26 protein-coding genes are annotated in these 23,295 nt (G+C 73.0%); 15 read left to right on the top strand and 11 right to left on the bottom strand.

Annotated elements, in window-relative coordinates; all coding sequences use genetic code 11:
- The first annotated feature begins 85 nt into the window (after positions 1 to 85).
- The 8 genes from ACFFHU_RS30270 (at position 86) to ACFFHU_RS30235 (ending at position 6,678) form a co-directional block, all read left to right on the top strand.
- On the top strand, positions 86 to 925 hold the full coding sequence (locus tag ACFFHU_RS30270; protein WP_377343908.1) for a beta-keto acid cleavage family enzyme: 840 nt from the start codon (positions 86 to 88) through the stop codon (positions 923 to 925).
- A 127-nt stretch (positions 926 to 1,052) separates the two neighbouring features.
- Positions 1,053 to 2,012 (top strand): asparaginase, encoded by a 960-nt coding sequence (locus ACFFHU_RS30265; protein ID WP_377343907.1) that lies wholly within the window; start codon positions 1,053 to 1,055, stop codon positions 2,010 to 2,012.
- Between the two features lie 89 nt (positions 2,013 to 2,101).
- A complete protein-coding gene (locus ACFFHU_RS30260) occupies positions 2,102 to 3,148 on the top strand; it encodes a GNAT family N-acetyltransferase (protein ID WP_377343906.1) in 1,047 nt (348 codons plus the stop codon).
- Positions 3,149 to 3,259: 111 nt separating this feature from the next.
- Positions 3,260 to 3,982, top strand: a complete 723-nt coding sequence (locus ACFFHU_RS30255) for a helix-turn-helix domain-containing protein (protein ID WP_377343904.1) — start codon at positions 3,260 to 3,262, stop codon at positions 3,980 to 3,982.
- Positions 3,976 to 4,650 (top strand): hypothetical protein, encoded by a 675-nt coding sequence (locus tag ACFFHU_RS30250; RefSeq protein ID WP_377344076.1) that lies wholly within the window; start codon positions 3,976 to 3,978, stop codon positions 4,648 to 4,650. The genes ACFFHU_RS30255 and ACFFHU_RS30250 overlap by 7 nt, the downstream gene beginning before the upstream one ends.
- 80 nt (positions 4,651 to 4,730) lie before the next feature.
- Positions 4,731 to 5,045 (top strand): DUF2516 family protein, encoded by a 315-nt coding sequence (locus tag ACFFHU_RS30245; RefSeq protein WP_377343903.1) that lies wholly within the window; start codon positions 4,731 to 4,733, stop codon positions 5,043 to 5,045.
- A complete protein-coding gene (locus ACFFHU_RS30240; RefSeq protein ID WP_377343902.1) occupies positions 5,042 to 5,929 on the top strand; it encodes an alpha/beta fold hydrolase in 888 nt (295 codons plus the stop codon). Before ACFFHU_RS30245 ends, ACFFHU_RS30240 begins: the two co-directional genes overlap by 4 nt.
- Positions 5,930 to 5,940: 11 nt before the next feature.
- Positions 5,941 to 6,678, top strand: a complete 738-nt coding sequence (locus ACFFHU_RS30235; RefSeq protein WP_377343900.1) for an alanyl-tRNA editing protein — start codon at positions 5,941 to 5,943, stop codon at positions 6,676 to 6,678.
- A 15-nt stretch (positions 6,679 to 6,693) separates the two neighbouring features.
- Here ACFFHU_RS30235 and ACFFHU_RS30230 read toward each other — a convergent pair whose 3' ends face one another.
- Both ACFFHU_RS30230 and ACFFHU_RS30225 read right to left on the bottom strand, forming a co-directional pair.
- On the bottom strand, positions 6,694 to 7,410 hold the full coding sequence (locus ACFFHU_RS30230; RefSeq protein ID WP_377343899.1) for a hypothetical protein: 717 nt from the start codon (positions 7,408 to 7,410) through the stop codon (positions 6,694 to 6,696).
- A gap of 87 nt (positions 7,411 to 7,497) precedes the next feature.
- Positions 7,498 to 8,400: a GNAT family N-acetyltransferase gene (locus ACFFHU_RS30225; protein ID WP_377343898.1), complete on the bottom strand. Its 903-nt coding sequence runs from the start codon at positions 8,398 to 8,400 to the stop codon at positions 7,498 to 7,500.
- 511 nt (positions 8,401 to 8,911) lie between these two features.
- On the opposite strand from ACFFHU_RS30225, the gene ACFFHU_RS30220 reads away from it, so the two are divergent.
- Both ACFFHU_RS30220 and ACFFHU_RS30215 read left to right on the top strand, forming a co-directional pair.
- A complete protein-coding gene (locus ACFFHU_RS30220; RefSeq protein ID WP_377343896.1) occupies positions 8,912 to 9,400 on the top strand; it encodes a hypothetical protein in 489 nt (162 codons plus the stop codon).
- 16 nt (positions 9,401 to 9,416) lie between these two features.
- Positions 9,417 to 10,145, top strand: a complete 729-nt coding sequence (locus tag ACFFHU_RS30215; protein ID WP_377343895.1) for a hypothetical protein — start codon at positions 9,417 to 9,419, stop codon at positions 10,143 to 10,145.
- A gap of 1 nt (position 10,146) precedes the next feature.
- Here ACFFHU_RS30215 and ACFFHU_RS30210 read toward each other — a convergent pair whose 3' ends face one another.
- A complete protein-coding gene (locus tag ACFFHU_RS30210) occupies positions 10,147 to 10,566 on the bottom strand; it encodes a hypothetical protein (RefSeq protein WP_377343894.1) in 420 nt (139 codons plus the stop codon).
- Positions 10,567 to 10,746: 180 nt separating this feature from the next.
- Between ACFFHU_RS30210 and ACFFHU_RS30205 the strand changes: the two genes are divergently transcribed.
- Complete coding sequence (locus ACFFHU_RS30205; RefSeq protein WP_377343893.1) at positions 10,747 to 11,676, top strand: SDR family oxidoreductase; 930 nt, start codon at positions 10,747 to 10,749, stop codon at positions 11,674 to 11,676.
- A gap of 58 nt (positions 11,677 to 11,734) precedes the next feature.
- Here the strand turns inward: ACFFHU_RS30205 and ACFFHU_RS30200 are convergent, their stop codons facing one another.
- The 5 genes from ACFFHU_RS30200 to ACFFHU_RS30180 form a co-directional block, all read right to left on the bottom strand.
- Positions 11,735 to 12,703 (bottom strand): helix-turn-helix transcriptional regulator, encoded by a 969-nt coding sequence (locus ACFFHU_RS30200; RefSeq protein ID WP_377343892.1) that lies wholly within the window; start codon positions 12,701 to 12,703, stop codon positions 11,735 to 11,737.
- 92 nt (positions 12,704 to 12,795) lie between these two features.
- Complete coding sequence (locus tag ACFFHU_RS30195; protein WP_377343891.1) at positions 12,796 to 13,434, bottom strand: response regulator; 639 nt, start codon at positions 13,432 to 13,434, stop codon at positions 12,796 to 12,798.
- Positions 13,431 to 14,864 (bottom strand): sensor histidine kinase, encoded by a 1,434-nt coding sequence (locus ACFFHU_RS30190; RefSeq protein WP_377343890.1) that lies wholly within the window; start codon positions 14,862 to 14,864, stop codon positions 13,431 to 13,433. Before ACFFHU_RS30190 ends, ACFFHU_RS30195 begins: the two co-directional genes overlap by 4 nt.
- A 6-nt stretch (positions 14,865 to 14,870) precedes the next feature.
- Positions 14,871 to 15,605, bottom strand: a complete 735-nt coding sequence (locus ACFFHU_RS30185; RefSeq protein ID WP_377343889.1) for an ABC transporter permease — start codon at positions 15,603 to 15,605, stop codon at positions 14,871 to 14,873.
- A 15-nt stretch (positions 15,606 to 15,620) separates the two neighbouring features.
- Positions 15,621 to 16,529 carry an ABC transporter ATP-binding protein gene (locus tag ACFFHU_RS30180; protein ID WP_377343888.1) on the bottom strand — a complete coding sequence of 303 codons (909 nt, stop codon included), beginning with the start codon at positions 16,527 to 16,529 and terminating at the stop codon, positions 15,621 to 15,623.
- 275 nt (positions 16,530 to 16,804) lie between these two features.
- On the opposite strand from ACFFHU_RS30180, the gene ACFFHU_RS30175 reads away from it, so the two are divergent.
- The gene (locus ACFFHU_RS30175) at positions 16,805 to 17,584 is read left to right on the top strand and encodes an EI24 domain-containing protein (RefSeq protein WP_377343887.1); all 780 of its coding nucleotides are present in this window, start codon (positions 16,805 to 16,807) and stop codon (positions 17,582 to 17,584) included.
- A 1-nt stretch (position 17,585) separates the two neighbouring features.
- Positions 17,586 to 18,128, top strand: coding sequence for an O-acetyl-ADP-ribose deacetylase (locus tag ACFFHU_RS30170; protein ID WP_377343886.1), 543 nt, complete (start codon positions 17,586 to 17,588; stop codon positions 18,126 to 18,128).
- Here ACFFHU_RS30170 and ACFFHU_RS30165 read toward each other — a convergent pair.
- Positions 18,121 to 18,882, bottom strand: a complete 762-nt coding sequence (locus tag ACFFHU_RS30165) for a maleylpyruvate isomerase family mycothiol-dependent enzyme (RefSeq protein ID WP_377343883.1) — start codon at positions 18,880 to 18,882, stop codon at positions 18,121 to 18,123. The genes ACFFHU_RS30170 and ACFFHU_RS30165 overlap by 8 nt on opposite strands.
- Before the next feature lie 69 nt (positions 18,883 to 18,951).
- Here ACFFHU_RS30165 and ACFFHU_RS30160 point away from each other — a divergent pair, with 69 nt between their 5' ends.
- A complete protein-coding gene (locus ACFFHU_RS30160; RefSeq protein ID WP_377343882.1) occupies positions 18,952 to 20,046 on the top strand; it encodes a UDP-N-acetylmuramate dehydrogenase in 1,095 nt (364 codons plus the stop codon).
- 5 nt (positions 20,047 to 20,051) lie between these two features.
- Here ACFFHU_RS30160 and ACFFHU_RS30155 read toward each other — a convergent pair whose 3' ends face one another.
- Positions 20,052 to 20,846: a class I SAM-dependent methyltransferase gene (locus ACFFHU_RS30155; RefSeq protein ID WP_377343881.1), complete on the bottom strand. Its 795-nt coding sequence runs from the start codon at positions 20,844 to 20,846 to the stop codon at positions 20,052 to 20,054.
- A gap of 25 nt (positions 20,847 to 20,871) precedes the next feature.
- Positions 20,872 to 21,636, bottom strand: a complete 765-nt coding sequence (locus tag ACFFHU_RS30150; RefSeq protein ID WP_377343880.1) for an SDR family NAD(P)-dependent oxidoreductase — start codon at positions 21,634 to 21,636, stop codon at positions 20,872 to 20,874.
- 241 nt (positions 21,637 to 21,877) lie between these two features.
- Here ACFFHU_RS30150 and mshA point away from each other — a divergent pair, with 241 nt between their 5' ends.
- Positions 21,878 to 23,224, top strand: coding sequence for a D-inositol-3-phosphate glycosyltransferase (gene mshA / locus ACFFHU_RS30145; protein WP_377344074.1), 1,347 nt, complete (start codon positions 21,878 to 21,880; stop codon positions 23,222 to 23,224).
- The last annotated feature ends 71 nt before the right edge of the window (positions 23,225 to 23,295 follow it).

Raw genomic sequence — 23,295 nt, 5'->3', positions numbered from 1 at the left:
CTTCTTATCGCTTTTTGTATAGGAAGGGGCCCTTCCTAACATCTGGCCTTGATGGTGAAGCCGGGGCGGCGGCTACGATCCGGCCATGACGACAGGGACGTTGATCACGGTGGCCCCGACCGGGGCGGAGTCGGCCAAGGCGGACGTGCCGGCGCTGCCGGTGACGCTGGACGAGTTGGTGAGCACCGCCAAGGAGTGCGAGGCGCTGGGCGCCGCCGTGATCCACGTACACATTCGGGACGGTGAGGCACGGCCGACGCTGGACCTCGGCCGGCTCCGTGACACGGTGGCGGCGCTGCGCGAGAGCACGGACCTGGTGGTGCAGCTCTCCAGCGGCGGCGCGGTCACCGACCCGGAGGCCGCCCGGCTGGCCGTGCTGGACGCGGGGCCGGAGATGGCCTCCTGCACGATGGGCACGGTCAACTTCGGCGACGACGTGTTCCTCAACCGCTGGGAGTTCGTCGTCGGCCTGCACACCCGGATGCAGGAGCGCGGTGTGGTCCCCGAGTACGAGATCTTCGACCTTGGTCACCTGACCGCGCTGCAGCGCCTGCTCGGCAAGTACGGCCTGCCGGCCGGCGGGCACGTGCACGTGGACTTCGTGATGGGCGTGCCGGGCGGCATGCCGGCCACCGCGGAGGCGCTGGTGGCGTGCCGCCAGGCGGTGCGGGACCTGCCCGATGGGACGACCTTCTCGGCCACCGGCATCGGTCGGGGCACGATCCCGGTGATCCTTGCCTCGCTGTCCGCGGGCGGTCACCTGCGGGTCGGCATGGAGGACACCGTCACGTACGCCAAGGGCCGGCCGGTCGAGTCGAACATGCAGCTGGTGGCCCGCGCGGTGGCCTTCGCCCAGCTCGCCCAGCGGCCGCCGGTGACCCCGGCCGAGGCCCGTACGCTGCTGGGCATCCCGGCCCGGAGCTGACGCCAGGGCTGGGCATCCCGGCCCGGAGCTGACGCCAGGGCTGGGATCCCGGTCCGGAGCTGACGCCAGGGCTGGAAATCCCGGGCCGGGACCGACGCCCGGGCGCCGGTGGGTAAGGTTCCGAACCGTGCGCAAGACTTACCAGGGCGGGGTCCCGCTCGTCGAGGTCGTCCGGTCCGGGTTCGTGGAAGGCGTCCACCGCGGTTCCGTGGTGGTGCTCGACGCCGCCGGCTCGGTGCTGACCGCGGCGGGGGACGCCAGCTCGCCGATCTTCCCCCGATCGTGCAACAAGCCGATGCAGGCGGCCGGCATGCTCGCGGCCGGCCTGTCGCTGCCCGACCCCGCCGACCTGGCGCTGGTCGCGGCGAGCCATCACGGCGAGCCGTTCCACGTCGAGCGGGTCCGCGCGCTGCTGGCGGGGGCGGGCCTGCCGGAGTCGGCGCTGCGCTGCCCGCCCGATCTGCCGCTGTCCGAGTCGGCCCGCGCGGACGTGTTGCGGGCCGGCGGCGGGCCGGAGCGGGTGCTGATGAACTGCTCCGGCAAGCACACCGGAATGCTGCTCACCTGCCTCGCGAACGGCTGGCCCGTCGACGGGTACTGGCGGCCCGAGCACCCGCTGCAGCAGCGGCTGCGGGCCGCGGTCGAGGAGTTCGCCGCCGAGAGCGCGGCCGCGGTGGGCGTGGACGGCTGCGGCGCGCCCGTGCTGGCCGTCTCGCTGACCGGGCTCGCCGGCGCCTTCCTGCGGCTCGTGCAGGCCGAACCGGGCACTCCCGGCAGGGTCGTCGTGGACGCCATGCGGGCGCACCCCGAGCGGGTGGCCGGGACGGTGGCCGAGGACACCCGGCTGATGACCGGAATGCCCGGCCTGCTCTCCAAGGCCGGCGCCGAGGCCGTGCAGGCCGTCGCGGTGCCCGGGGTCGGCGCGGTGGCGCTGAAGATCGACGACGGCGGCATGCGGGCCCGGATGCCGGTGCTGGCCTCGGCGCTGGCCCGGCTCGGACTGACCGCCCCGGTCCTCGACGAGTTGGCAGCCGCTCCGCTGTACGGCGGCGGCGAACCGGTGGGCGCCCTGCACGCGCTCTGGTGAGCCGGTCCGGCCCGCGTCGCGCTGGTGAGCGGGTCCCGGCCGGTCAATGCCGTTGCTGGGTCGGCACGCCGGCTGGCAGGGTGCCGGCCATGACGCAGCCGGCCGAACCCTTCATCGAGCACTGGGCCGAGGCGCCGGCGGCGCCGGAAGCCGCGGTGGCGGCGCTGCACGGCGTCGAGGTGGCCTGCCGGCGGCTGGCGGTGCCGGACGAGCCGGTCCGTACCGTCGCCGACGCGCTGGGCTGGTTCCGGCATCCCCCGACCGACGAGCACCGCGAGTTCTGGCTGGCGCACACCGGCGACGGCGCCGTCGCGGCCGCGGCCTGGCTCTCGGTATGGCAGTCGACGACCGGGCACGCCGAGGTCCTGGTGCGACCCGAATCTCGCGGTCACGGGCTGGGGTCGGCGCTGTTGGACCGGGTACGGACCGCGGCGGCCGTGGCAGGCGCGCGGACGGTGTTCGGCCGGTCGGCCGATGAGCACGACCGGAACTGGCTGGTCCGGCGCGGCTGGCGGGCGGGCCACACGGACGTACGACAGGTGCTGGAACTGACCGCGAGCCGGTTTCCGGCCGCGGATCCGGCCCGCGGCGCGGTGCCGTCCGCCCTAACCGACGAGGTACGGGTGGCGCACTGGACCGGTCGGGCGCCGGAGCATCTGCTGGCGTCCTACGCGATGGCGCGGGAGGCGATCAACGACGCGCCGGGGGATCCCGCCGAGTACGAGAGCTGGTCGCCGGAGCGGGTTCGCGACCTCGAGCGGTCCATCGCGGCACGGGGCCGGGAGATGTACGTCAGCGTGTTGCTGGCCGGCGACACCGGGGCCGGCTTCACCGTGGCCGGCGACACCGGGGCCGGCTTCACCGTGGCCGGCTTCACCGAACTGCGGGTGTCCGCCGAGCCGGGATCGGTCGTGTCGACCGAGGAGACCGCGGTACTGCGGGCGTACCGGGGTCGGGGGCTCGCCGTCCGGCTCAAGGCGGAGTCGCTGGTGCGGCTCCGGTCGTGCCGGCCGGATGTGCGGCGGGTGGCTACGACGAACGAGGCGGGCAACGCGCCGATGCTGGCGGTGAACCGCCGGCTCGGGTTCGTCCCGGTGGCCCGCTGGACCCGGCTCCGCCTGCCGCTCGTCGCGTGATCCGCCGGCGGGCCGGATGCGCTGCCGTCGGCGGATTCCAGGCCGAGTGACATCGCTAACTCCAGCAAGCGTTTGCTTGCAGGAGCTAGCAAGGATGGCTAGCGTGGGGTCATGGCCACACCGAAGGACCTGCCCCGGGACATCGGGGGGTTCATCCGCGATCTGCGGCGCAACGCCCAGATTTCGCTGCGGCAGCTCGCCGAGCAGACCGGGGTCAGCAACCCCTACCTGAGCCAGATCGAGCGGGGGCTGCGCAAGCCGAGCGCCGAGGTGCTGCAGCAGATCGCCAGCGCGCTGCGGGTCTCGACCCCCGCCATGTACCTGCGGGCCGGCCTGCTCGACGACAAGGAGGGGCAGGGCGTGCTCGCGGCCATCGCGACCGATCCCGACCTCACCATGGCGCAGAAGCAGTCGCTGAGCCAGATCTACGAGACGTTCCGCCGGGAGAACGCCCGGGTCGCCGCCGCCACGGCACCGGCCGAGCCGGCCGGTCCCGCGACGCCGACCGGACCGACAGCGGCCGAGCCCGGCTCGCCGGCCGAGCCCGCAACGCCGGCCGGTTCCGCAACGCCGGCCGGTCCCGCAACGCCGGCCGGGGCCGCGACGCCGGCCGAGCCGACCGAAGACCTGCTCGACTCGGTCGCGGTGACCGAGGCCGGCGCGGCGCCGCCCCCGGCCGCGAGCGACCTGGCAGAGAACGCCCCGGAGGCAGGCGCACCGACCGGTAACGGCCCGGCCGGGGGCGCCCGCCGATCGACCGCCCGAAAGGCGACCCGGAAGTCGGGAGCGCCCAGCAGCACGGCCGCCCGAGCGGCCGACGAGGAGGAATTGTGAACAAGCCCAGGACCAGCCGCATCCCCGCCCCGCTGTACGCCGCCGCCGGCGCCGGCGACCTCGCGTACGAGTCGCTGCGCCGCCTGCCGACGGTGCTCGGCGGGCTGACCGGCCGGGCCACCAGCACCGGCTCCGAGCTGCGGGAGCGGGCCGTCGCCTCGTTCCGCACGGTGAACCAGACCGCCACGGGCACCGCCGAGACGCTGCGCGGCCGTGCCGCCGAGACGCTGCGCGGCCGTGCCGCCGAGACGCTGCGCGGCCGCGCCGGCGACCTCGACGTGGACAAGGTACGGGAGCTGGCCATCCGCAACGCCGCGGTGGTGCTCACCAACGCGCAGGCCGCCCAGGAGCGCGCCCTGAGCGCGTACACCGCGCTGGTGACCCGCGGCGAGCGGCTGATCGGCTCCGGCGTGGTGCAGGCCGCCGACACGGTCAACGCCGACCTTGCCGCCACCGAGGTGGCCGAGGTGGGCGCCACGCCGGCGACCGTCGCCGAGGCCATCGGGGCGGACGACCACACCGCCACCGGCCCGGCCGCCGCCACCGGCCCGGCCGCGTCCGCCACCGCCGACGCCCGGCCGGTCAAGCGGACCCGCGCCAGCAAGGCCACCGCGGAGAAGGCAGGCGAGGCCAAGGCCGCCAAGCGCACCCGCCCGACCGCCGAGTAGCCCAGCGGCGCCGACTCCCGACGGCCCCGGGCCCGTGCCTATCGGTACGGACCTGGGGCCGTCGACATAAGCTTGCCGGCATGGCCTCAGCCGCGCCGATCTTCTATACCGATGTCGTGAGCATCATCAACCTGGTGCTCCTGGTCTTCGCGCTCGTCGTCGAGGCCGTCGCCTTCGTGCACTGCCTCACCCAGCGCTCCGACGCGTTCCCCGCGATCGGCACCCTGCCCAAGGCGGGCTGGCTGGTCATCCTGGGCCTGTCCCTGGTGCTCACGCTGCTCTTCTTCGGACCGATCAGCATCTTCGGTCTGATCGGCATCGCGGCCGCGCTGATCTACCTGCTGGACGTCCGGGTGGGGTTGCGCGACATCACCGACGGCAAGGGCTTCTGGTGAGGGATTTCCGCTGGCCGCCACCGCCCGACGGCGGACCACGGACGTACGGTCCGGGTCCCACGGCCCCGCGCACCGGGCGGCCGACGATCCCCGAACCCCCGACCGAGCTGGTGGCCACCCCGCACGGGGTACGCCTGGAGCGGTTGGTCACCGGCGCCGGTGAGCCGGTCACCATCTTCGCGCACGGCCTCGGCCAGGGCATCGCCACGACCCGGCCGCTGGGCAGCGCCGTCGACGGCACCAAGGTCTTCTTTCAGTTCCGCGGCCACGGTCGGTCGGAAGCGCCGGCCGGCCCATGGAGCTACCAGGATCTCGCCCGGGACCTGCGGGCCATGGCCGACCTGGGCCAGGCCAACCGGGCGGTGGGGGTGAGCCTCGGCGCCGGGGCGCTGTGCCGGCTGCTGGTGGAGAGCCCGCGCCGGTTCGAGAAGGTGGTGCTGTTCCTTCCCGCCGTGCTGGACCGGCCCCGCCCGACGGCCGCCCGGGAACGGCTCACCGACCTGCTGGACGCCGTGGACGAGGGGGACGCCGCCGCGATCGCCGAGGCCGTGGCGTACGAGATCCCGGCCGCGCTGCGGAACACCCCGGCCGGTTGGGCGTACCTGCGGCAGCGGGTCGACCAGCTGACCCGGGACGGCCTGGCGCCGGCGCTGGCCAGCCTGCCCGACCAGGTGGCGGTGCGCACGGCGGCCGCGCTGGCCGAGGTGACCGCGCCGGTCCTGGTGATCGGCTGCCAGGGCGATCCGCTGCACCCCGCGGAGGTGGCCGAGCAGGTCGCGGCCGCGCTGCCCGCGGCCACCCTGCACGTGTACGACCGGCCGGGCGTGCTCTGGACGCACCGCGCCGACGTGCGGGACCGCATCTCGGCATTCCTCAACGCGTAGGCTCCCCGGGCATGGGCGTCACGCGACATGGCCACACCCACCGGCTCGACCTGGCCGACCCCACCCTGCGGGAGTGGGAGTGCACGGTGCTGTCCAGCGACCCGGAGCAGGGCATCGTGCTGGACCGGTCGGCGTTCTATCCGGGCGGCGGCGGGCAGCCGCCCGATCACGGCGTGCTGCTGTGGCAGGGCGTGCAGACCCGGATCGTGGGCACCCGCAAGGGTGACGAGCTCTACCTCATCCCGGCCGAGGGTGATCCGCTGCCGCCGGCCGGCACGGCGGTGACCGGCGCGGTCGAGGACGACCGGCGGACCATGCTGATGCGTACCCACTCGGGGTTGCACGTGCTGTGCGGCGTGGTGTTCCGGGACTTCGGCGCCCTGGTGACGGGGAACTCGATGGAACCCGGCGAGGCAAGGATGGACTTCAACCTCCCCGAGGTGCCGCCCGACTTCAAGGTCCGGATCGAGGAGTTGGTAAACGCCGAGGTGGCGGCCGACCGCTCGGTGGCGGTCCGGGTGCTGCCCCGGACGGAGGCGCTGGCGCTGCCGGACATCATCCGCACCCAGTCCAACCTGATCCCGCCGGACGAGCAGGAGGTGCGGATCGTCGACATCGTCGGCCTGGACGTGCAGGCCGACGGCGGCACGCACGTCGCGTCGACGGCGCAGATCGGCAAGGTCCGGGTGGTCAAGGTGGAGAGCAAGGGCCGGGCCAACCGCCGGGTACGCGTCCGCCTCGCCGACTGACTCCGCCCCGGTGAGTCAGCGGTGCCGGACCCAGATGTTGGGTTCGTGGTAGACGCCGGTGTCGGCGCCCCGGTCGATCCGCAGCGTGCTCAACCCGTCCGGGATGACATAGTCGCCCGAGCCGGGCAGCGCCAGGCCGGTCCACTCCTCCCACTCGGCGACGGTGCCGGTCATCGTCTGGCTCCTGGGCGCCACTGAAAGCATCGTGCCGCCGATCCGGAGATGGGTGCGCAGCCACGGGTCGAACGGCTCGCCGTCCGGCCGGCGCCACGACGCGTACGCCTCGATGGTGGTGATCGGATACCGGGCCTTCGCGGTCGGACGGACCGGTGCGATCACCCGGCCGAGGCCGCGTTCGACGGCATGGTCCCGCAGCGCCGCGACCAGTCGGCCGGCCCAGCCGCGGCCCTGCTCATCGCTTCGGACCATGCCGCCCATCACCACGAAGGTGTCGGGCCGCTCGCCGGCCTCGTGGCCGAGCACGGACCGAGCCAGCGCGTCGGTGTACCCGGACGGCAGGTCATCGACGGCGCCGCTCCAGCGCAGCGGCACGCCCCAGCCGGCCGCGACGATCCGCTCGGCGTCGTTCAGCAGGAAGAAGTCCAGGTCGGAGAAGTACTCGGCGCGCCGTTGCAGGTACGGCTTCACGCCCTGGTCCTGGCCGATGAACTCCGGCCAGTGCTCGGTGAACAGCTTCCCGAAGACCTCGGCGGCGTCGTTTCGGGAGGCCACGGTCACGAGTCGAGGTGGAGACGGCAAGGAAGGGCCCCCTGTTATCGCCTTTGGTTGCACAGGGGACCCTTCCTAACACATCCGGGCTCAGGCGGTGGGCCAGACCAGGTCGATGCGTTCCATCTCGACCGGGTAGCCGGCCCGGGCGAACGCGGCGGCCATCGGATGGTTGGTCTGGTCGGTGGCCGCCACGATCCGGTCGGCGCCCGTCGCCACCAACCGGTGCGTGGCCTCCACCAGCAGCTCGTACGCGTAGCCGTGCCCGCGCTGCTCGGGCAGCACGCCCACGAACGCCACGATCGGGTCGGCATGGTTGGCGGCCGGCACGGTGATTCCGACCAGCTCACCCGCCGGCGTGTACGCGAGCAGCCACCAGTCGCGGGGACTCGGCAGCCAGGCGAGCAGGTCGAAGTCCTCCTTGGCGGCGGCCTCGATGCCCGCTTCCGCCGCCACCCGCCGGGAGTGCGCGTCGAGGCTGCCCTCGGTGATCCGGCGCAGCACGTCGAGGATCACCCCGTCGTCCGGCTCGGGCCGGAACTCCAGCCGGCCCGGCCGGCCCGGCACCCCGCACTCCGGCGTCCAGCGGTACCGGTACCGCTCGACCAGCACCGACATGCCGGCCGCGGTGGCCGCGTCCAGCCGGGCCTGGCCGGCGGCCCGCAGGGCGGGCACGTCCCGCCACCCGGGCGGCACCCGCAGCTCGTGTTCGGTCCGGAACGGCGCGGTGCGCAGCAGTTCGATCGCGGCGTCCCGGTTGGTAAGGTCGAAGTGGTCCAGCGCCAGCGGCTGCTCGTCGTCGGGGCCGCCCCACCAGGCCGCGCGGGCCAGGACCACGCCGTCGCGCAGCGCGACCCAGGTCCATTCGGGACGATAGTCGGCGATCCGGTACGGGTCACCGAAGGCGGCCCGGCCCGCCAGGCCGGGGTCGGGAAGCGAGTGGTAGAGCTGTTCCTCGCCCGCGCGCAGCGGGCGGATGACCAGGTCGGTCATTGGGGATCCTTCCGGAGGCGGTGGTGCTCCCGGTCAGGACCGTGGCGTCCTCGCTGCGGGGTGGGAGCACAGGACTGCGGTGGTCATGGCCCTCACCTCCGTTCGTTGATCGAGGACGCCCGCAGAGCGTACCAGTCGATCAGCCAATCGGTGACCGACGTCGGCCGGGCAGCGGCGTCCGCCGATGTGCGATCGGCCGGAGACCGTCTTCTCGATGAGACAAGCCGGCAAACGGATTAACCCGTTCGGGTGATGGTACGAGTGCAGCGAGCCGGTCGCTTCCTCATGGGTGTACCGATAGTTACAAAGGGTGAACAAGGCGTGCTCGACCAGTAAGCCTCACGGTACTATGGGATTCCTGGTCAAGTCGCTTAGTCGGTGGCCGCTTCGGCCCGGCGGCACGCGCCTGACATTGACGGTCCGTGATCTAGCGAGAATTGGTGCAATGGTTGCTGTTGCTGTCGGGTGGCTGACACCGGAGGGAGGTGTCGGTACGGCTAAGCTGCCTCTCATGCCCAGGGAGCCGGACCAGGTAACCGCGTTGCGCTTGGAGCAGGCCGCCCTCCGGGTCGGTCAGGCAGAACTTCGAGCCGAGCAGCTGCAGCTGAAAGCGGAGCAGTTGCAGCATGAGCTGGACCGGGTCCGCCAATTCGCCCTACACGAGCGGCGTCTGGAACTGTTCCGGCTACTTCGCCGATTGGGCGACGGCCTGTGGTGGTTGATGGTTATCGGTTCCACCTATTTTCCGCTGCGAGGCGTGGAGCCGCTGGCTCATCAATTCGCAGGAAGAAACACGCAACTGCGGGCCGGCCTTACCATATCCTTTGCTTTTGCCGCGGTGACGGGTGTTGGCTGGTTGAGCACCGGGATCCAGAGCCGTCTTCGCAAGCAAAAGATACGGAATCAGCGGAGGCGCTTGGCAGATCTAGAGAGTGAGCTCGCCGCTGGGAATCGTGATTCACGGGAAGTATCTTCGAGCACCGCTAGAGGGGACGTGTGACATGAACGCAACTTCGATGGTGCTTCTCCTGATGCTCGTCGCGATCGCGCTGTCCCCCTTCCTTCTAACGCTGCAGTTGACCCTGATCGCTCATAGCCTCTACCGGAACAGGCTGTGGCTGCTGCGTGACAAAGTCACGGACGATCTCCGTAAGGGTGTGGTCCGGTCGACGCCGACGGCCGAGCGGGTGAGATCGCTGATCGAGCGGCAGATCCAGGTTGCTGGTCGTCATACCCTGGCTGATTCACTGCTTGCGGTCAGCATCTTCAGCGTTGATGGTGGCACCTCGGTGTTCGAGGAGATTATCCAGAGTGCGCCCTCGGACGGTACGCCGGCTCGGGACAGAGAAATCCTGATTGGCTATCTCCGCGAGTTCCGTTCGGCTACGATCAGGCACCTTAGGTGGGGATCGGTGTTTGGGTGGTTTGCCTTTCCGTTCTTCCGCGCGGTAAGTCGACTCGACCTATGGCTGCGTCGGCTCACAAAATCGGTTTCCGAACGTGAGCTACACAAGTGGGTTCCGCTTCAACGAAGAGCCCGAACGGCATATCCTCGTCCGTCAGAATCAACGGGTGATCCCGCGACCTTCGGCGCATCGCCGCAGCGAAACAGGGTCGAATGGACCGCTCAGCAAATCACTAGGAAGTTGGAGCGGGCAGAGGTGGAGATAATGCCCGCCGCCACGCCGTCCCGACATGCTCGAAAGGGAGCCAGGCGTCCGGAACTTGCGGATGCGGGAGTATGATCTACCGCCACTTCAGCTCTTGCCTGATTTGATCGATAAGCCGTGCCTTGCTCTTGGCCAGGCTGTCTGTGCTGCGTCCGATGTCGCCACCCAGCATGAGGATCAGATGTGCCTCGGCGGCCTGCTGGACGGCGTCGGAACCCACGATGCGGATCTCATCCAAGATTCCTGCCGCCTCTGATCTAGCCTTGCGGAAGGTAGCCATGCCTTCGGTATCGGAAGGCTGTACCAGCAGACGTTCCGCACAATCCGACATCTCTTGCGTTGCTCTGAGAAAGCGGCTGTAGACCAGCCTTCGTTCCTTCTCCGCCGCCTGTTCCGCCTGGATCCGCAGGGACCTGTGGGCCAGCCAGATCGTCGTCGAAACCGTGCAGGCGCCCACGACGCCAGTGATCAATGGCGCGATCCACTCTTCAGCCATCTCGTCATCCTGTCATTGCCTGCTGTCGAGGAAGGGTCGCCGATGACCAGCGGCGTTGACGTTCCGGAGGAGTCGGTGGCGGACGAGGAGATCAGCGGACGAGGAGATCACCTCAGCACCTACGACGCCTGGGACAAATCCGGACGTCCCGTGTCAGGATTTGTTGGCAGGTTCGGGCGCATGACCGACAACACCGCTGCACAGCCGCTCGCCGGCCGGGTGGCGCTGGTGGCCGGCGCCACCCGCGGCGCCGGCCGGCAGATCGCCGTCCAGCTTGGCGCGGCCGGCGCCACCGTCTATGCCACCGGCCGGACCACTCGGGACCGCCGCTCCGAGTACGACCGTCCGGAAACCATCGAGGAGACCGGCGAGCTGGTGACCGCGGCCGGCGGCACCGGCATCGCGGTGCCGGTCGACCACCTCGTGCCCGAGCAGGTACGCGACCTGATCGCGCGGATCGACGCCGAGCAGGGCCGGTTGGATGTGCTGGTCAACGACATCTGGGGCGCCGAGAAGATGGTCACCTGGAACGAGCCGGTCTGGAAGCAGCCGCTGGACGCCGGCCTGCGCACGCTCCGGTTGGCCATCGACACCCACATCATCACCAGCCACTTCGCGCTGCCGCTGCTGATCCGCAACCCCGGCGGCCTGGTGGTGGAGGTCGGCGACGGCACCACGGACTACAACGACGCGAACTACCGGCTGTCGGTCTTCTATGACCTCGCGAAGGTGTCGGTGAACCGGCTGGCCTTCAGCCAGGGCCACGAGCTGCGCGAGCACGGCTGCACGGCGGTGGCGCTCACCCCCGGCTGGCTCCGCTCGGAGATGATGCTCGAACACTTCGGCGTCACCGAGCAGACCTGGCGGGACGGCTGCGACCAGGACCCGCACTTCGCCATCTCCGAGACGCCGGCCTTCGTCGGCCGGGCCGTGGTGGCGCTGGCCGCCGACCCGGACCGGGCCCGGTGGAACGGGCAGTCGCTGTCCAGCGGCGGCCTGGCTCCGGTGTACGGCTTTACCGACCTCGACGGCAGCCAGCCGGACGCGTTGCGCTACCTCGTCGAGGTGGTCGAGGCCGGCAAGCCGGCCGACGTGACCGGTTACCGCTGACGGGGCGCGTTAATAGGGGGCCCTTGCTATACAAAAAGCGATAAGAAGGGGCCCTTCCTTACTCGTACAGCTCGACGAGCCGGCGGGCCGCGGCGGCGAAGCGGTCCCGCAGCTCCGCGGGCGCCACCACCTCCACCTCCGGGCCCAGCCCGAGCAGCTGGTGGTACGCCACCTCCACCGACTCCACGGCCAGCCGGGTCAGCACCCAGCCGCGCTCGTCGGGCTCGCCGGCGTCGGCCAGCGCCGCCGCGTACGCCTCCGCCGAGTCGGCCGTGTGGCGCAGCCCGCGCAACCCGGCCGGGCTGAGCCGCAGCGTCACCCGATCGGCCAGCATCCCGCGCAGGAACTCCCGCGCGGCGGCCCGCCAGTAGGCCGCCAGGTCGAATCCCTCGTCCCGGTCGAACGTCGTGCCGCCGGGCCGCATGCCAAGCACCCGATCCACCCGGTACGTGCGGAACCCGTCCGCCAACCGGGCCACGAGATACCAGACGCCGTTCTTGAGCACCAGCCCGTACGGTTCGACGGTCCGCCTCACCTCCCGGCCGTGCCGGCCGTAGCGCAGCTCGACGATCCGGTCCTGCCACACGGCGCCGGCCAGCGCGGCGAGCCAGCGCGGCGGCTCGCGCTCGCCGTACCAGCCGGGGGCGTCCAGGTGGAACCGTTGGCCGGTCCGGGCCGGCGCGTCCCGCAGCCCCGGCGGCAGCGCGGCCAGCACCTTCAGCTCGGCCGCGGCCACCGCGTCGGCCAGGCCCATCTCGCCGGCCGGGCCGGGCACGCCGGACAGGAACAGCGCCTCCGCCTCGGCCCGGGTCAGCCCGGTGAGCCGGGTGCGGAACCCGCCGAGCAGGCGGTAGCCGCCGGCTCGGCCGCGGTCGGCGTACACCGGGATGCCGGCGGCGGACAGGGCGAGCACGTCCCGGTAGACGGTCCGCTCGGACACCTCCAGCTCGCTGGCCAGCTCACCCGCGGTCATCGTGCCGCGCGCCTGGAGCAGCAGCATCAGCGAGATCAGCCGGGACGCCCGCACGGCTTCATCATGCCGGAGGGCCGCCGGGTTGCCCGAGGCGTTAAGAAGGGGCCCTTCCTATACCGAAAACGATAAGAAGGGGCCCTTCCTTCTCAATCGGGGGTGAGGAGGCCGCGTTGGAAGGCGACCGCCACGGCCGCCGCGCGGTCGTTGACGCCCAGCTTCCCGTACGCGTGCAGCAGGTGCGTCTTCACGGTGGCCTCGCTGATGAACAGGTCGGCCGCGGCCTCCCGGTTGCTGCGGCCCCGGGCGATCAGCGTGAGCACCTCCAGCTCGCGAGGGCTCAGCGGCTCCTGCGCGGGGGCGCGCAGCCGGCCCATCAGCCGGCCGGCCACCGACGGGGAGAGCACCGACTCGCCCCGGGCGGCCGAGCGCACGGCCCGGACCAGGTCGTCCCGGGGGGTGTCCTTGAGCAGGTAACCCGTGGCGCCCGCCTGGATCGCCGGCAGCACGTCGCTGTCCGTGTCGTACGTCGTGAGCACCAGCACCCGGGCCGGGAGCCCGCGCCGGTTGAACTCGCCGATCGCGGCCACCCCGTCCATGCCGGGCATCCGCAGATCCATCAGCACCACGTCGGGGCGTACCGCCTCGACCACCGTGACCGCCTCGGCCCCGCCGCCGGCCTCACCCACCACGGCGAAGTCCGGGTCGCCGGTGAACATGCCGCGCAGCCCGTCCCGGACCACCGGATGGTCATCCACGATCACCAGCCGGATCGGTGTCCCGGTCATGCCGCCCCACCCGCGCCGGTGGCCACCGCGGCCGAGGCCGGGTGGGCCGGCTCTGCGGCCGAGGCCGCGTGGGCCGGCTCTGCGACCGAGGCCGCGTGGGCCGGCTCTGCGACCGAGGCCGCGTGGGCCGGGTCCGAGACCGCGTGGGCAGGCTCCGGGTCCGACGTTGGGTGGGCCGGCTCCGGGATCGAGATCGCGAGGGCCGGCACCGAGGCCGATATCGCGGTGCCGCCGCCCGGCTCCGACTCGATTTCCAGCCGGCCGGCCACCCGGTCGATCCGCTGCCGCATGGCGACCAGCCCGAACCCGCCGTCGCCGTTCCCGGCGGTCCCCGCCGCGCCGCCCCGGCCGTCGTCCCGGACGTCCAGCGTGACCTGGTCCGGCATGTACGACAGGGTCAGCCCGACCCGGGTGGCGCCGGCGTGCTTGGCCACGTTGGTGAGCGCCTCCTGCGCGGTGCGCAGCAGCGTCACCTCGATCTCGGGGTGCATCGGCTGCACCGTACCGGTGGTGGTGATCCGGGCCGGCACGCCGTGCCGGGCCGACCACTGCTCGACCAGGTCGGCCAGCACCTCCGGCAGCCGGCCCTGGTCGAGCTGGGCCGGCCCGATGGCCCGGACCGAGCGACGCGCCTCGGTGAGGCTCTCCCGGGCCAGGTCCAGCGCGGTGTCCACGTGCCGCTGCCACTCACCACGGCGGTCCCGCGTCTGCTCGGCCGCCTCCAGCTGGGTGATGATCCCGGCCAGCCCCTGCGCGATGGTGTCGTGGATCTCCCGGGCCAGCCGCTGCCGCTCGTCCAGCACGCCGGCCTCGCGGGCCTGGGTGAGCAACTGGGCGTGCAGGCCCTCGTTTTCCCGCAGCGCGGCCTCGAGCCGGCCGTTGGCCTCGGCCAGCTCGTCGATCATGACCTTGCGGCCCTCGCTCTGCCGGGCGTTGACCACGCCGAACCAGCCCACGGCGCCGGCCAGCACCAGGTTGAACAGCACCACGAGCGCCCACAGCAGGAGGTGCTGCGCGGAGTCCGGCAGCCCGCCGCCCTGGGCCGTGGCGCTGATCACGGCGGTGGCCGCCACCCCGGCGATGATCCGCCGCCCGCGCAGGGAGAAGGACAGCGGATAGCCGGTCCAGGCGAAGAAGCCGTACCAGGGGGAGACCAGCACCAGGACGGCGGCCAGCACCAGCAGGCCGGTGAGATAGCCGGTCATCCGGCCGGGTCGCTCCGCCGCGGTGACGACCGAGCGCCCCAACCAGGCGCACCACCCCACCGCGACGGCACAGACGCCGAGCAGCAGTGCCGCCGGCTGCTGCCCGGGTGCCGGTACGACCAGCGCCAGCAGGGTGGAGATGCCGAGCGTCGCGTACGGGATGACGCGGTTCGCCGTGTTCTCGTGGCGCCGCCACGCGTCCCACCGCTCGGCCTCGGTCTGCATGGCGGTCTACTCCCAGCGGAACAGTCGGGCGGCCGCGATGCCCGCGAGCATGGCCACCAGGGCCATTATGACCAGCGGCAGGATGTCCGGCGAGGTCCCCCGCCAGGTGTCGAGCAGGGCCTGCACCCCCGGCGGGGTGTAGTCGCCGATCCGGGCCACCGCGTCCGGCAGCAGGAACCGGGGCAGGTAGACGCCGCCGAAGAACATCACCAGGGCGAACAGCCCGGTCGCGAGCCCGCCGGCCGCCCGGCCGTTCCGGGCCACCGCGGCGACCAGCAGCCCCAGCGCCAGCAGCGACCCCGCGCCGAGCACGAAGGCCAGCAGGAAGGCCAGCGGCTGCCGCGGCAGCGCCACCCCGAAGGCCAGCCGGCCCACGGCGACGACCAGCGCGGAGCTGACCAGCAGCACGCCCACGTTGAGCACCAGCTGCGCGGCCAGCAGCGCCGTCGGGCTGACCGGCGTGGTGGACAGCCGGCGCAGCACGCCGCGTTCCCGGTACCCGGCCAGCACCTGCGGCATGATGTTCACGCCGGTCACCGCGAGGCTGATCACCAGCAGCGACGGCGCGAAATAGGCCACGAAGCTCTGCCCGTCGAAGTCCGGGTTCGGCTTGCGCAGCGCCGGGATCAGCCCCAGCACCACCAGGATGACCACGGGAATGCCGAGGGTGCTGAGCACCGCGGCGGGATCGCGCAGGTAGAGCCTGGTCTCCATGGCCAGGATCCGGCGGAAGGATGTCACGGAAGCCTCCTGAGCTCAGTTCTCGATGGGGTGGCCGGTGAGCCCGACGAAGGCGTCGTCGAGGCTGCCCTGCTCCAGCCGCAGGTCGGCGGCGATGATCTGGTGCCGGGCCAGCACCGAGGTGACGGCGTGCAGCAGGTTTCCGGTGCCGGTGACCAGCACCTGGCCGCCGCTGCGGGACACCGAGGTGACCTCGGGCAGCTCGTCGAGCAGCGCGTCGTCCAGCTCGGCCGAGGGCCGGAACCGGATCCGTTGCTCGGGCGCCACCCGGGAGACCAGCCCGGCGGGGGTGTCGAGGGCCACCACCCGGCCCGCGTCGATCACGGCGAGCCGGTCGCAGAGCCGCTCGGCCTCCGCCATGAAGTGGGTGACCAGCACGATCGTCACGCCGCGCGCCCGCACCTGCTCGATCAGCTCCCAGGTGTCCCGCCGGGCCTGCGGGTCCAGCCCGGTGGTCAGCTCGTCCAGGATGGCCACCTGCGGGTTGCCGACCAGCGCCAGCGCGATCGACAGCCGCTGCTTCTGGCCGCCGGAGAGCCGCTTGTACGGGGTGTCGCGCTTGCCGGCGAGGCCGAGCTGGTCCAGCAGCTCGCGCCAATCGGCCGGGTCTCGGTAGAACGAGGCGTACAGCTCCAGCGCCTCGCCGGCCCGCATCCGGTCCGGCAGCTGACTTTCCTGCAACTGGATGCCCAGCCGCTGGCGCAGCTCGCCGGGGTGGCGCCGCGGATCCAGGCCGAGCACCGAGATGGCGCCCGCGTCCGGGACCCGCAGCCCCCCGACGCACTCCACGGTGGTGGTCTTGCCGGCGCCGTTGGGGCCCAGGATGCCGAAGATCTCACCCCGCTCGACCGCGAACGAGACATCGCGTACGGCGACCTGATCGCCGTAGCTCTTGCGCAGGTCGGTGACCTCGATGACGGACATCGGCAACGCCCTTCCTCCCGTGTGAAGTGCTGCGTCCAGCATTCCGACCCGGCGAGCCCGCCGAATCGAACAGCCGGCGGCGCCTCCGGCCGACCCCGGTGGACCGCCGCATCCACCACCCGGTTGAGCGAAGGACGGACCCTCCGGGGGCGCCCGGCGCAGCAAGCGTCGCCGGAGGGTCCGCCAGGCCCCTTGTTATCGCTTTCGGCAAAGGAAGGGCCCCCGGCAAACACGCGGCGCGCCGATCGGGCGGCCGATCGCTAGGCTCACGCCTCGTGAAATCGCGTACCGTCGCCGGCCCGGTCGGCCAGTTCGCCTCCGGGGTGGGCCTGTTGCTGCGCGGCCTCGGGATGTACGCCCGCAACCCGGGGCTCATCCTGCTGGGGATCGTGCCGGCGCTGATCTCGGCCGCGCTGTTCGTCAGCGCCTTCGTCGCCCTCGCGTACTTCGCGGACGACCTGGCCGCCCTGCTCACCCCGTTCGCGGACGGCTGGTCTCCGGGGCTCCGCAGCCTGGCCCGGACGGTGGCCGGGCTGGCGCTGCTCGGCGTGGGCGGCCTGCTCAGCGTGCTGCTGTTCACCGCGGTCACGCTGGCCATCGGCGACCCGTTCTACGAGAAGATCTCCGAGCGGGTGGAGGAGCGGTACGGCGGCGTCCCCGACGCGGTCGAGGTGCCGTTCTGGCGGTCGCTGCGGCGCAGCGTGGCCGACTCCGTCCGGCTGATCGCGATCTCGGTGCTGATCGGCATCCCGCTGTTCGCCGCGGGGTTCATCCCGGTGGTCGGCCAGACCGTCGTACCGGTGCTGGGCGCCCTGGTGGGCGGCTGGTTTCTGGCCCTGGAGCTGGCCGGGTCGGCGTTCTACCGGCGGGGCATGCGGCTGCCGGACCGGCGCCGGATCCTGCGGACCCACCGGCCGCTGGCCCTCGGCTTCGGCGTGGCCGTGTTCGTGGCGTTCCTCATCCCGCTCGGCGCCGTGCTGCTGACCCCGGCGGCCGTGGCCGGCGCCACCCTGCTGTCCCGGCGCGCGCTCGGGCAGCCCGTTCAGGAGGCGTGACATGCGGATCGTGCTGGTCGAGGGCGACATCACCGAGCAGCGGGTGGACGCCATCGTCAACGCCGCCAACTCCAGCCTGCTGGGCGGCGGCGGGGTGGACGGGGCGATCCACCGCCGGGGCGGGCCGGCGATTCTCAACGAGTGCCGCCGGCTGCGCGCCGCTCGGTACGGCCGCGGCCTGCCGACCGGCCAGGCGGTGGCCACCACGGCTGGCGACCTGCCGGCCCGCTGGGTGATCCACACGGTCGGGCCGGTCTGGTCGGCCACCGAGGACCGCTCGCCGTTGCTGCGGGACTGCTACGCGAACAGCCTGCGGGTGGCGACCGAGCTGGGCGCCGCCACCGTGGCGTTCCCGCTGATCTCGGCGGGCATCTACGGGTGGCCGGTCGAGGACGCGGTGGCGCAGGCGTTGTCCGTGCTCGACGCCGCGGATCCGGCCGGTGTCACCGAGGCGCGCCTGGTGCTGTACGGCCGGTCCGCGTTCGAGGCGGCCCAGCGGTTGCGTCCCGGGCCACCGTCTCGTCCCGGGCCGGGAATCAGCTGACCCGCAACCCCCGCAGCAGCGCCGCGTCGCCGGTGATCTCCAGGACGTCGAGGTCGACCCGGCCATAGAGCGCCAGCAGCAGGTCGCTCGCGCTGCCCACGGCGTGCACCCGGGCGTGGTGGTCGTCGTCGTCCAGGATCGTGCCGGTGTCCAGCAGCGCCACGCCCTGGCCGCGCAGCCGCAGGTACCACTCCTGGGCCGCGTCCTGCGCCACCAGCTGGGCGACGCCCTGCCAGGGCCCGGGCTCGCGCCGCCGGCCGGCGGGCAGCCAGCTGTCCAGCACCTCGCTCACCCCGTCGGCGGCGAGCTTGGTCTCGATCGGCTCGGCGGCGGCCAGCGCCATCTGGGCGTCCCAGCGGTGCACGGCGGTCTCGTGCGCCATCCGGCGGTGCCAGAAGGAGGCCCGCTTCGGCTGCGGGGCCCAGTTCCAGGCCGGCGCCTCCGGGTCGAGCCCGTCGAGCACGCCCATCAGCTGGTCGTACTCGTCCTGCCACCACTGCAGGGTTTCGGCGCCGGTCGGCAGGGCGTCGTCGGCGTACCGGTGGGTCGGCGCGCCGGTGACGCCGCGCCCGACGTGTTCGCGCACCCAGTGATAGACGCCGGCCAGGTGCCGGGTCAGGTCCTCGGTGGTCCACTCGGGACAGGACGGAACCGGTGTCTCCGGGGGAGCTTCCGCGACGGCGGCCCGGAACGCCGGGCCCTCGGCCCGCAGCGTTCCGATCCAGAAATCCTTGGTGCCGTGCAGTCTGCTCATCGCGATCCTCCCGGACGACCTGCCCCACCGGCCGGTGGGCAGGCTGCCCCTCAGCCTAGGGTGAAGGTTGTGCGAGACGTTAGTGCCCAACCGACACCTGCCGCAGACCCGGCGCCGGCCTCGCCGCTGGCGCCGTACACGACGCTGCGGCTCGGGGGAGCGGCGCGCCGGCTCGTGACGGCCGAATCTTCGGACGAAATAGTGCAAAGCGTACAGCAGGCACAGTTCGCCGGGGAGCCGATTCTGCTGCTGGCCGGCGGCAGTAACGTGGTGATCGGCGACGACGGCTTCCCCGGAACGGTCGTCCTGATCCGGTCCCGCGGCATCGAGCCGGTGGCCGAAACGGCCGAGACGGTGACGCTGCGGGTCGCCGCGGGCGAGTCGTGGGACGGGTTCGTGGCCCGGACCGTCGCGGCCGGCCTGTCCGGATGCGAGTGCCTGTCCGGCATTCCCGGCTCCTGCGGCGCCACGCCGATCCAGAACGTCGGCGCGTACGGCCAGGAGGTGGCCGAGACGATCTCCGCGGTCGAGGCGTACGACCGGGTGGCCGACGAGGTCGTCCGGATGACCGCCGCGGAGTGCGGTTTCGCGTACCGGTCCAGCGTGTTCCGGCACAGCGACCGCTGGGCCCTGCTGAGCGTCGACTTCACCCTGGCCCGCTCGCCGCTGTCCGCGCCGGTGCGGTACGCCGAACTGGCCCGCCGGCTGGGCGTGGACCAGGGCGAACGGGTGGAACTGGCCCGGGCCCGCGAGGCGGTCCTGGGCTTGCGTGCCGGCAAGGGCATGGTGCTCGACCCGGCCGACCCGGACACCCGCTCGGCCGGCTCGTTCTTCACGAATCCGGTGCTCGACGGCCGCGCGTACGAGACGCTGCGCCGGCGGGCCGCGGACGCCGGCCTCGGCGAACCGGCCTCGTGGCCCGGGGCGAACGGGGTGGTCAAGGTCAGCGCCGCCTGGCTGATCGAGCGGGCCGGGTTCGGCAAGGGACACCCCGGTCCGGGCGGGGTGGCCATCTCGTCCAAGCACACGCTCGCGCTCACCAACCCGACCGGCGACTCCACGGCGGCGCTGCTCGGGCTGGCCCGGGAAATCCGGGACGGGGTACGGGACCGGTTCGGCGTGACGCTGCACCCCGAGCCCATCATGGTCAACTGCGCCCTCTGAGCGGCCTATTTGGCGACGGCCGCCCAGTCGACGGTCAGCTCGCCGCGCCGCCACCGGTTCGGCCGGTCCAGCACCGGCCAGCCGGCCGCGCGCACCGCGCCGACCGCGCGCAGCCACCGCTGCCGGGGGCCGAACGTCGCGTACGGCGCGGCGTCCCGCCAGGCGTCGTCGAGCGCCCGCACCAGCCCGTGTACGCCGGTGCCCGGAACGTTGCGGTGGATCAGCGCCTTGGGCAGGCGCTCGGCCAGCGAGGCCGGCGAATCCAGGTTGGCCAGCCGGGCGGCCAGGGTGAGCGAGCGGGGACCGCCGGCGTCCAGCAGCACCCAGCCGGCCAGCCTGCCCAGCTCGTCGCAGGTGCCCTCCACCACCGCCCCGTTCGGGGCGAGGGCGTCCGTCATCGTCCGCCACGCGGCGGCCACCGCGGCCTCGTCGTACTGGCGCAGCACGTTGAACGCCCGGACCACCACCGGGCGCAGGCCGGCCAGTTCGAAGCCGCCCCGGGCAAAGGTGAGCCCCGGGGGGTCCGCGGCCGGCTCGGCGGCGGCGACGCGTACGGGATCGATCTCCAGACCCACCACCCGGACGTCCGGGCGGACCGCGGCGGCCAGCCGGGCGCGCAGCTCGACGGCCGTGACCGGGGTGGCGCCGAAGCCCAGATCGACCACGAGCGGCTCCGGCGCGTCCCGCAACGGGCCGGCGAGCCGGTACGCGATCCAGTTGTCCACCCGGCGCAACCGGTTCGGGTTGGTGGTGCCCCGGGTGATCGTGCCCACCGGTCGGCGCGCCGGACTGGATCCCACCCGGCTCACCGTACCGCCGGTCCGCTCACTCGACGCGGTGCACCTTGTGCTGGGCGGCCTGGGCCAGCGGGCGGACCACGAGCCGGTCGATGTTGACGTGCTGCGGCCGGGTGGCGCACCAGGCCACGCAGTCCGCGACGTCCTCGGCCACCAGCGGCTCCGGCACGCCGCGGTAGACCGCGGCCGCCTTCTCGGCGTCGCCGCCGTAGCGCAGCAGGCTGAACTCGTCGGTACGCACCATGCCCGGATCGATCTCGATCACCCGGACCGGCCGGCCGCACAACTCCAGCCGCAGGGTCTCGGCCAGCGCCGTCTGCCCGTGCTTGGCGGCCGTATAGCCGCCGCCGCCCTCGTACACCACCAGGCCGGCCGTCGAGGAGATCACCACCACTGTCCCCGCGCCCGAGGCGTCCAGCAGCGGCAGCACGGCCTGGGTCACCCGCAGCGTGCCGAGCACGTTCACCTCGTACATCCACTGCCAGTCGGCCACCGAGCCGCTGGCCACCGGGTCCATCCCGCGCGCCCCGCCGGCGTTGTTGACCAGCAGGGTGACCGGGTGCGGCAGCCGGTCCGCCGCGGCGGCCAGCCCGGCCACCGACTCGTCCGAGGTGATGTCGCAGGCCACCGCGGTGGCGGCGCCGCCCGCCGCGGTGATCTCCCGGACCAGCGCGTCCAGCCGCTCGACCCGCCGGGCCGCCGCGAGCACGTGGAATCCTTCGGCCGCCAGCCGGCGGGCGGTGGCCGCGCCGATCCCGCTGGAGGCGCCGGTGACGATCGCGATCGAGGTCATCGCAGCATTGTTCCGCACGTCGCGGGGGAGCGCCGGACGCCCGCCCGGCTCCGCTTCGCACCGGCCCGGACGGCCCGGCGCGGAATGAGTTGCGTCACGAGGCGGGGGGCGGCGCGATGCATGCCCGGCCGTCGATCGGGAAGATGGCATACCGCGTCGGGGTTGACCTGAGGGGCGCCAGCCGCGCGCGTCATCCAGCACCCCGGCATAAGGAGCGGATGTGGCGGAACTGCCCAGCGGAATGGCCCGGCAACGAGGTGCTCGACCGTGGCCGACGCCCCGGCGCATCGCGGTGCTCTCCGTACACACCTCCCCGCTGCACCAACCCGGCACGGGAGACGCCGGCGGCATGAACGTCTACGTCGTGGAGGTCTCCCGCCGGCTCGCCGAGCAGGGTGTCGAGGTCGAGATCTTCACCCGGGCGACCGCCGGTGACCTCCCGCCGGTGGTCGAGATGGCACCCGGGGTCCGGGTCCGGCACGTGATGGCCGGCCCGCTCGAGGGGCTGTCCAAGGAGGAACTTCCGGCCCAGCTCTGCGCCTTCACCACCGGCGTGCTCCGGGCCGAGGCCGCGCACCCGCCCGGCCACTACGACCTGATCCACTCGCACTACTGGCTCTCCGGCCAGGTGGGCTGGCTCGCCAAGGAGCGCTGGGGGGTGCCGCTCGTGCACACGGCGCACACCCTCGCGAAGGTCAAGAACGCCCGCCTGGCCAGCGGGGACCGGCCGGAGCCGCGGGCCCGGGTCATCGGCGAGGAGCAGGTGGTGGCCGAGGCGGACCGGCTGGTCGCCAACACGTCGTTCGAGGAGCAGGACCTGATCGGCCGGTACGGCGCCGACCCGCGGCTGGTGGCCGTGGTGGAGCCGGGCGTCGACCTGGACCGGTTCCGCCCGGTGGCCGCCGGCAGCGAGGCCGCGGCCCGGGTGGCGGCGCGGCGCCGGCTGGGGCTGCCCGAGGGCGGCAACGTGGTCGCCTTCGTCGGCCGGATCCAGCCGCTCAAGGCGCCGGACGTGCTGCTGCGGGCCGTGGCCGCGCTGCGGGACCGGGACCCGCGGCTCGTCGACGAGCTGACCGTGGTGGTGGCCGGCGGCCCCAGCGGCAGCGGGCTGGACCGGCCCACCAGCCTGATCGAGCTGACCGCCGCGCTGGGCATCTCCCGGACGGTCCGCTTCCTGCCCCCGCAGACCGGCGAGGACCTGGCGGCGCTGTACCGCGCGGCCGACGTGGTCGCGGTGCCCTCGTACAACGAATCCTTCGGCCTGGTCGCGCTGGAGGCGCAGGCCTGTGGGACCCCCGTGCTGGCCGCCGCCGTGGGCGGCCTGGTGACCGCGGTACGCGACGGCGTGAGCGGCCGGTTGGTGGCCGGCCACGACGCGGACGACTGGGCGCGGGCCCTCGCCGAGCTGCTGGCCGCGCCCGCCCGCCGGCTGGTCCTCGGCCGGGGGGCCGCGCGGCACGCCGCCAACTTCTCCTGGTCGCGCACCGCCAGCGGGCTGCTCGCCGTGTACCGGGACGCGGTGGCCGAGCACCGGGCCCGGCTGACCCGCCGGCTGGCCGGCGACGCCGCCGCCCTCGGCGCCGGCTGAGCGCAAGGAAGGGCCCCTTGTTATCGCTTTCGGTATAGGAAGGGCCCCTTGTTAACGCGCCGACGCCCTCG

The organism is Plantactinospora siamensis, assembly GCF_042434095.1.
GTDB lineage: Bacteria > Actinomycetota > Actinomycetes > Mycobacteriales > Micromonosporaceae > KBS50.
Note: the sequence above shows the minus strand (reverse complement) of the source record. Positions and strands in the feature narration are given on the sequence as shown.

Excerpts from the sequence above, each read along its gene's own strand:
- ACFFHU_RS30205 (WP_377343893.1), top strand. The coding sequence starts at position 10,747 with ATGACCGACAACACCGCTGCACAGCCGCTCGCCGGCCGGGTGGCGCTG.
- mshA (WP_377344074.1), top strand. The coding sequence starts at position 21,878 with ATGGCCCGGCAACGAGGTGCTCGACCGTGGCCGACGCCCCGGCGCATC.
- ACFFHU_RS30195 (WP_377343891.1), bottom strand. The coding sequence starts at position 13,434 with ATGACCGGGACACCGATCCGGCTGGTGATCGTGGATGACCATCCGGTG.
- ACFFHU_RS30245 (WP_377343903.1), top strand. The coding sequence starts at position 4,731 with ATGGCCTCAGCCGCGCCGATCTTCTATACCGATGTCGTGAGCATCATC.
- ACFFHU_RS30170 (WP_377343886.1), top strand. The coding sequence starts at position 17,586 with ATGCGGATCGTGCTGGTCGAGGGCGACATCACCGAGCAGCGGGTGGAC.
- ACFFHU_RS30180 (WP_377343888.1), bottom strand. The coding sequence starts at position 16,529 with ATGTCCGTCATCGAGGTCACCGACCTGCGCAAGAGCTACGGCGATCAG.
- ACFFHU_RS30225 (WP_377343898.1), bottom strand. The coding sequence starts at position 8,400 with ATGACCGACCTGGTCATCCGCCCGCTGCGCGCGGGCGAGGAACAGCTC.
- ACFFHU_RS30150 (WP_377343880.1), bottom strand. The coding sequence starts at position 21,636 with ATGACCTCGATCGCGATCGTCACCGGCGCCTCCAGCGGGATCGGCGCG.
- ACFFHU_RS30190 (WP_377343890.1), bottom strand. The coding sequence starts at position 14,864 with ATGCAGACCGAGGCCGAGCGGTGGGACGCGTGGCGGCGCCACGAGAAC.
- ACFFHU_RS30235 (WP_377343900.1), top strand. The coding sequence starts at position 5,941 with ATGGGCGTCACGCGACATGGCCACACCCACCGGCTCGACCTGGCCGAC.
- ACFFHU_RS30270 (WP_377343908.1), top strand. The coding sequence starts at position 86 with ATGACGACAGGGACGTTGATCACGGTGGCCCCGACCGGGGCGGAGTCG.
- ACFFHU_RS30215 (WP_377343895.1), top strand. The coding sequence starts at position 9,417 with ATGGTGCTTCTCCTGATGCTCGTCGCGATCGCGCTGTCCCCCTTCCTT.
- ACFFHU_RS30165 (WP_377343883.1), bottom strand. The coding sequence starts at position 18,882 with ATGAGCAGACTGCACGGCACCAAGGATTTCTGGATCGGAACGCTGCGG.
- ACFFHU_RS30210 (WP_377343894.1), bottom strand. The coding sequence starts at position 10,566 with ATGGCTGAAGAGTGGATCGCGCCATTGATCACTGGCGTCGTGGGCGCC.
- ACFFHU_RS30255 (WP_377343904.1), top strand. The coding sequence starts at position 3,260 with ATGGCCACACCGAAGGACCTGCCCCGGGACATCGGGGGGTTCATCCGC.
- ACFFHU_RS30260 (WP_377343906.1), top strand. The coding sequence starts at position 2,102 with ATGACGCAGCCGGCCGAACCCTTCATCGAGCACTGGGCCGAGGCGCCG.
- ACFFHU_RS30220 (WP_377343896.1), top strand. The coding sequence starts at position 8,912 with ATGCCCAGGGAGCCGGACCAGGTAACCGCGTTGCGCTTGGAGCAGGCC.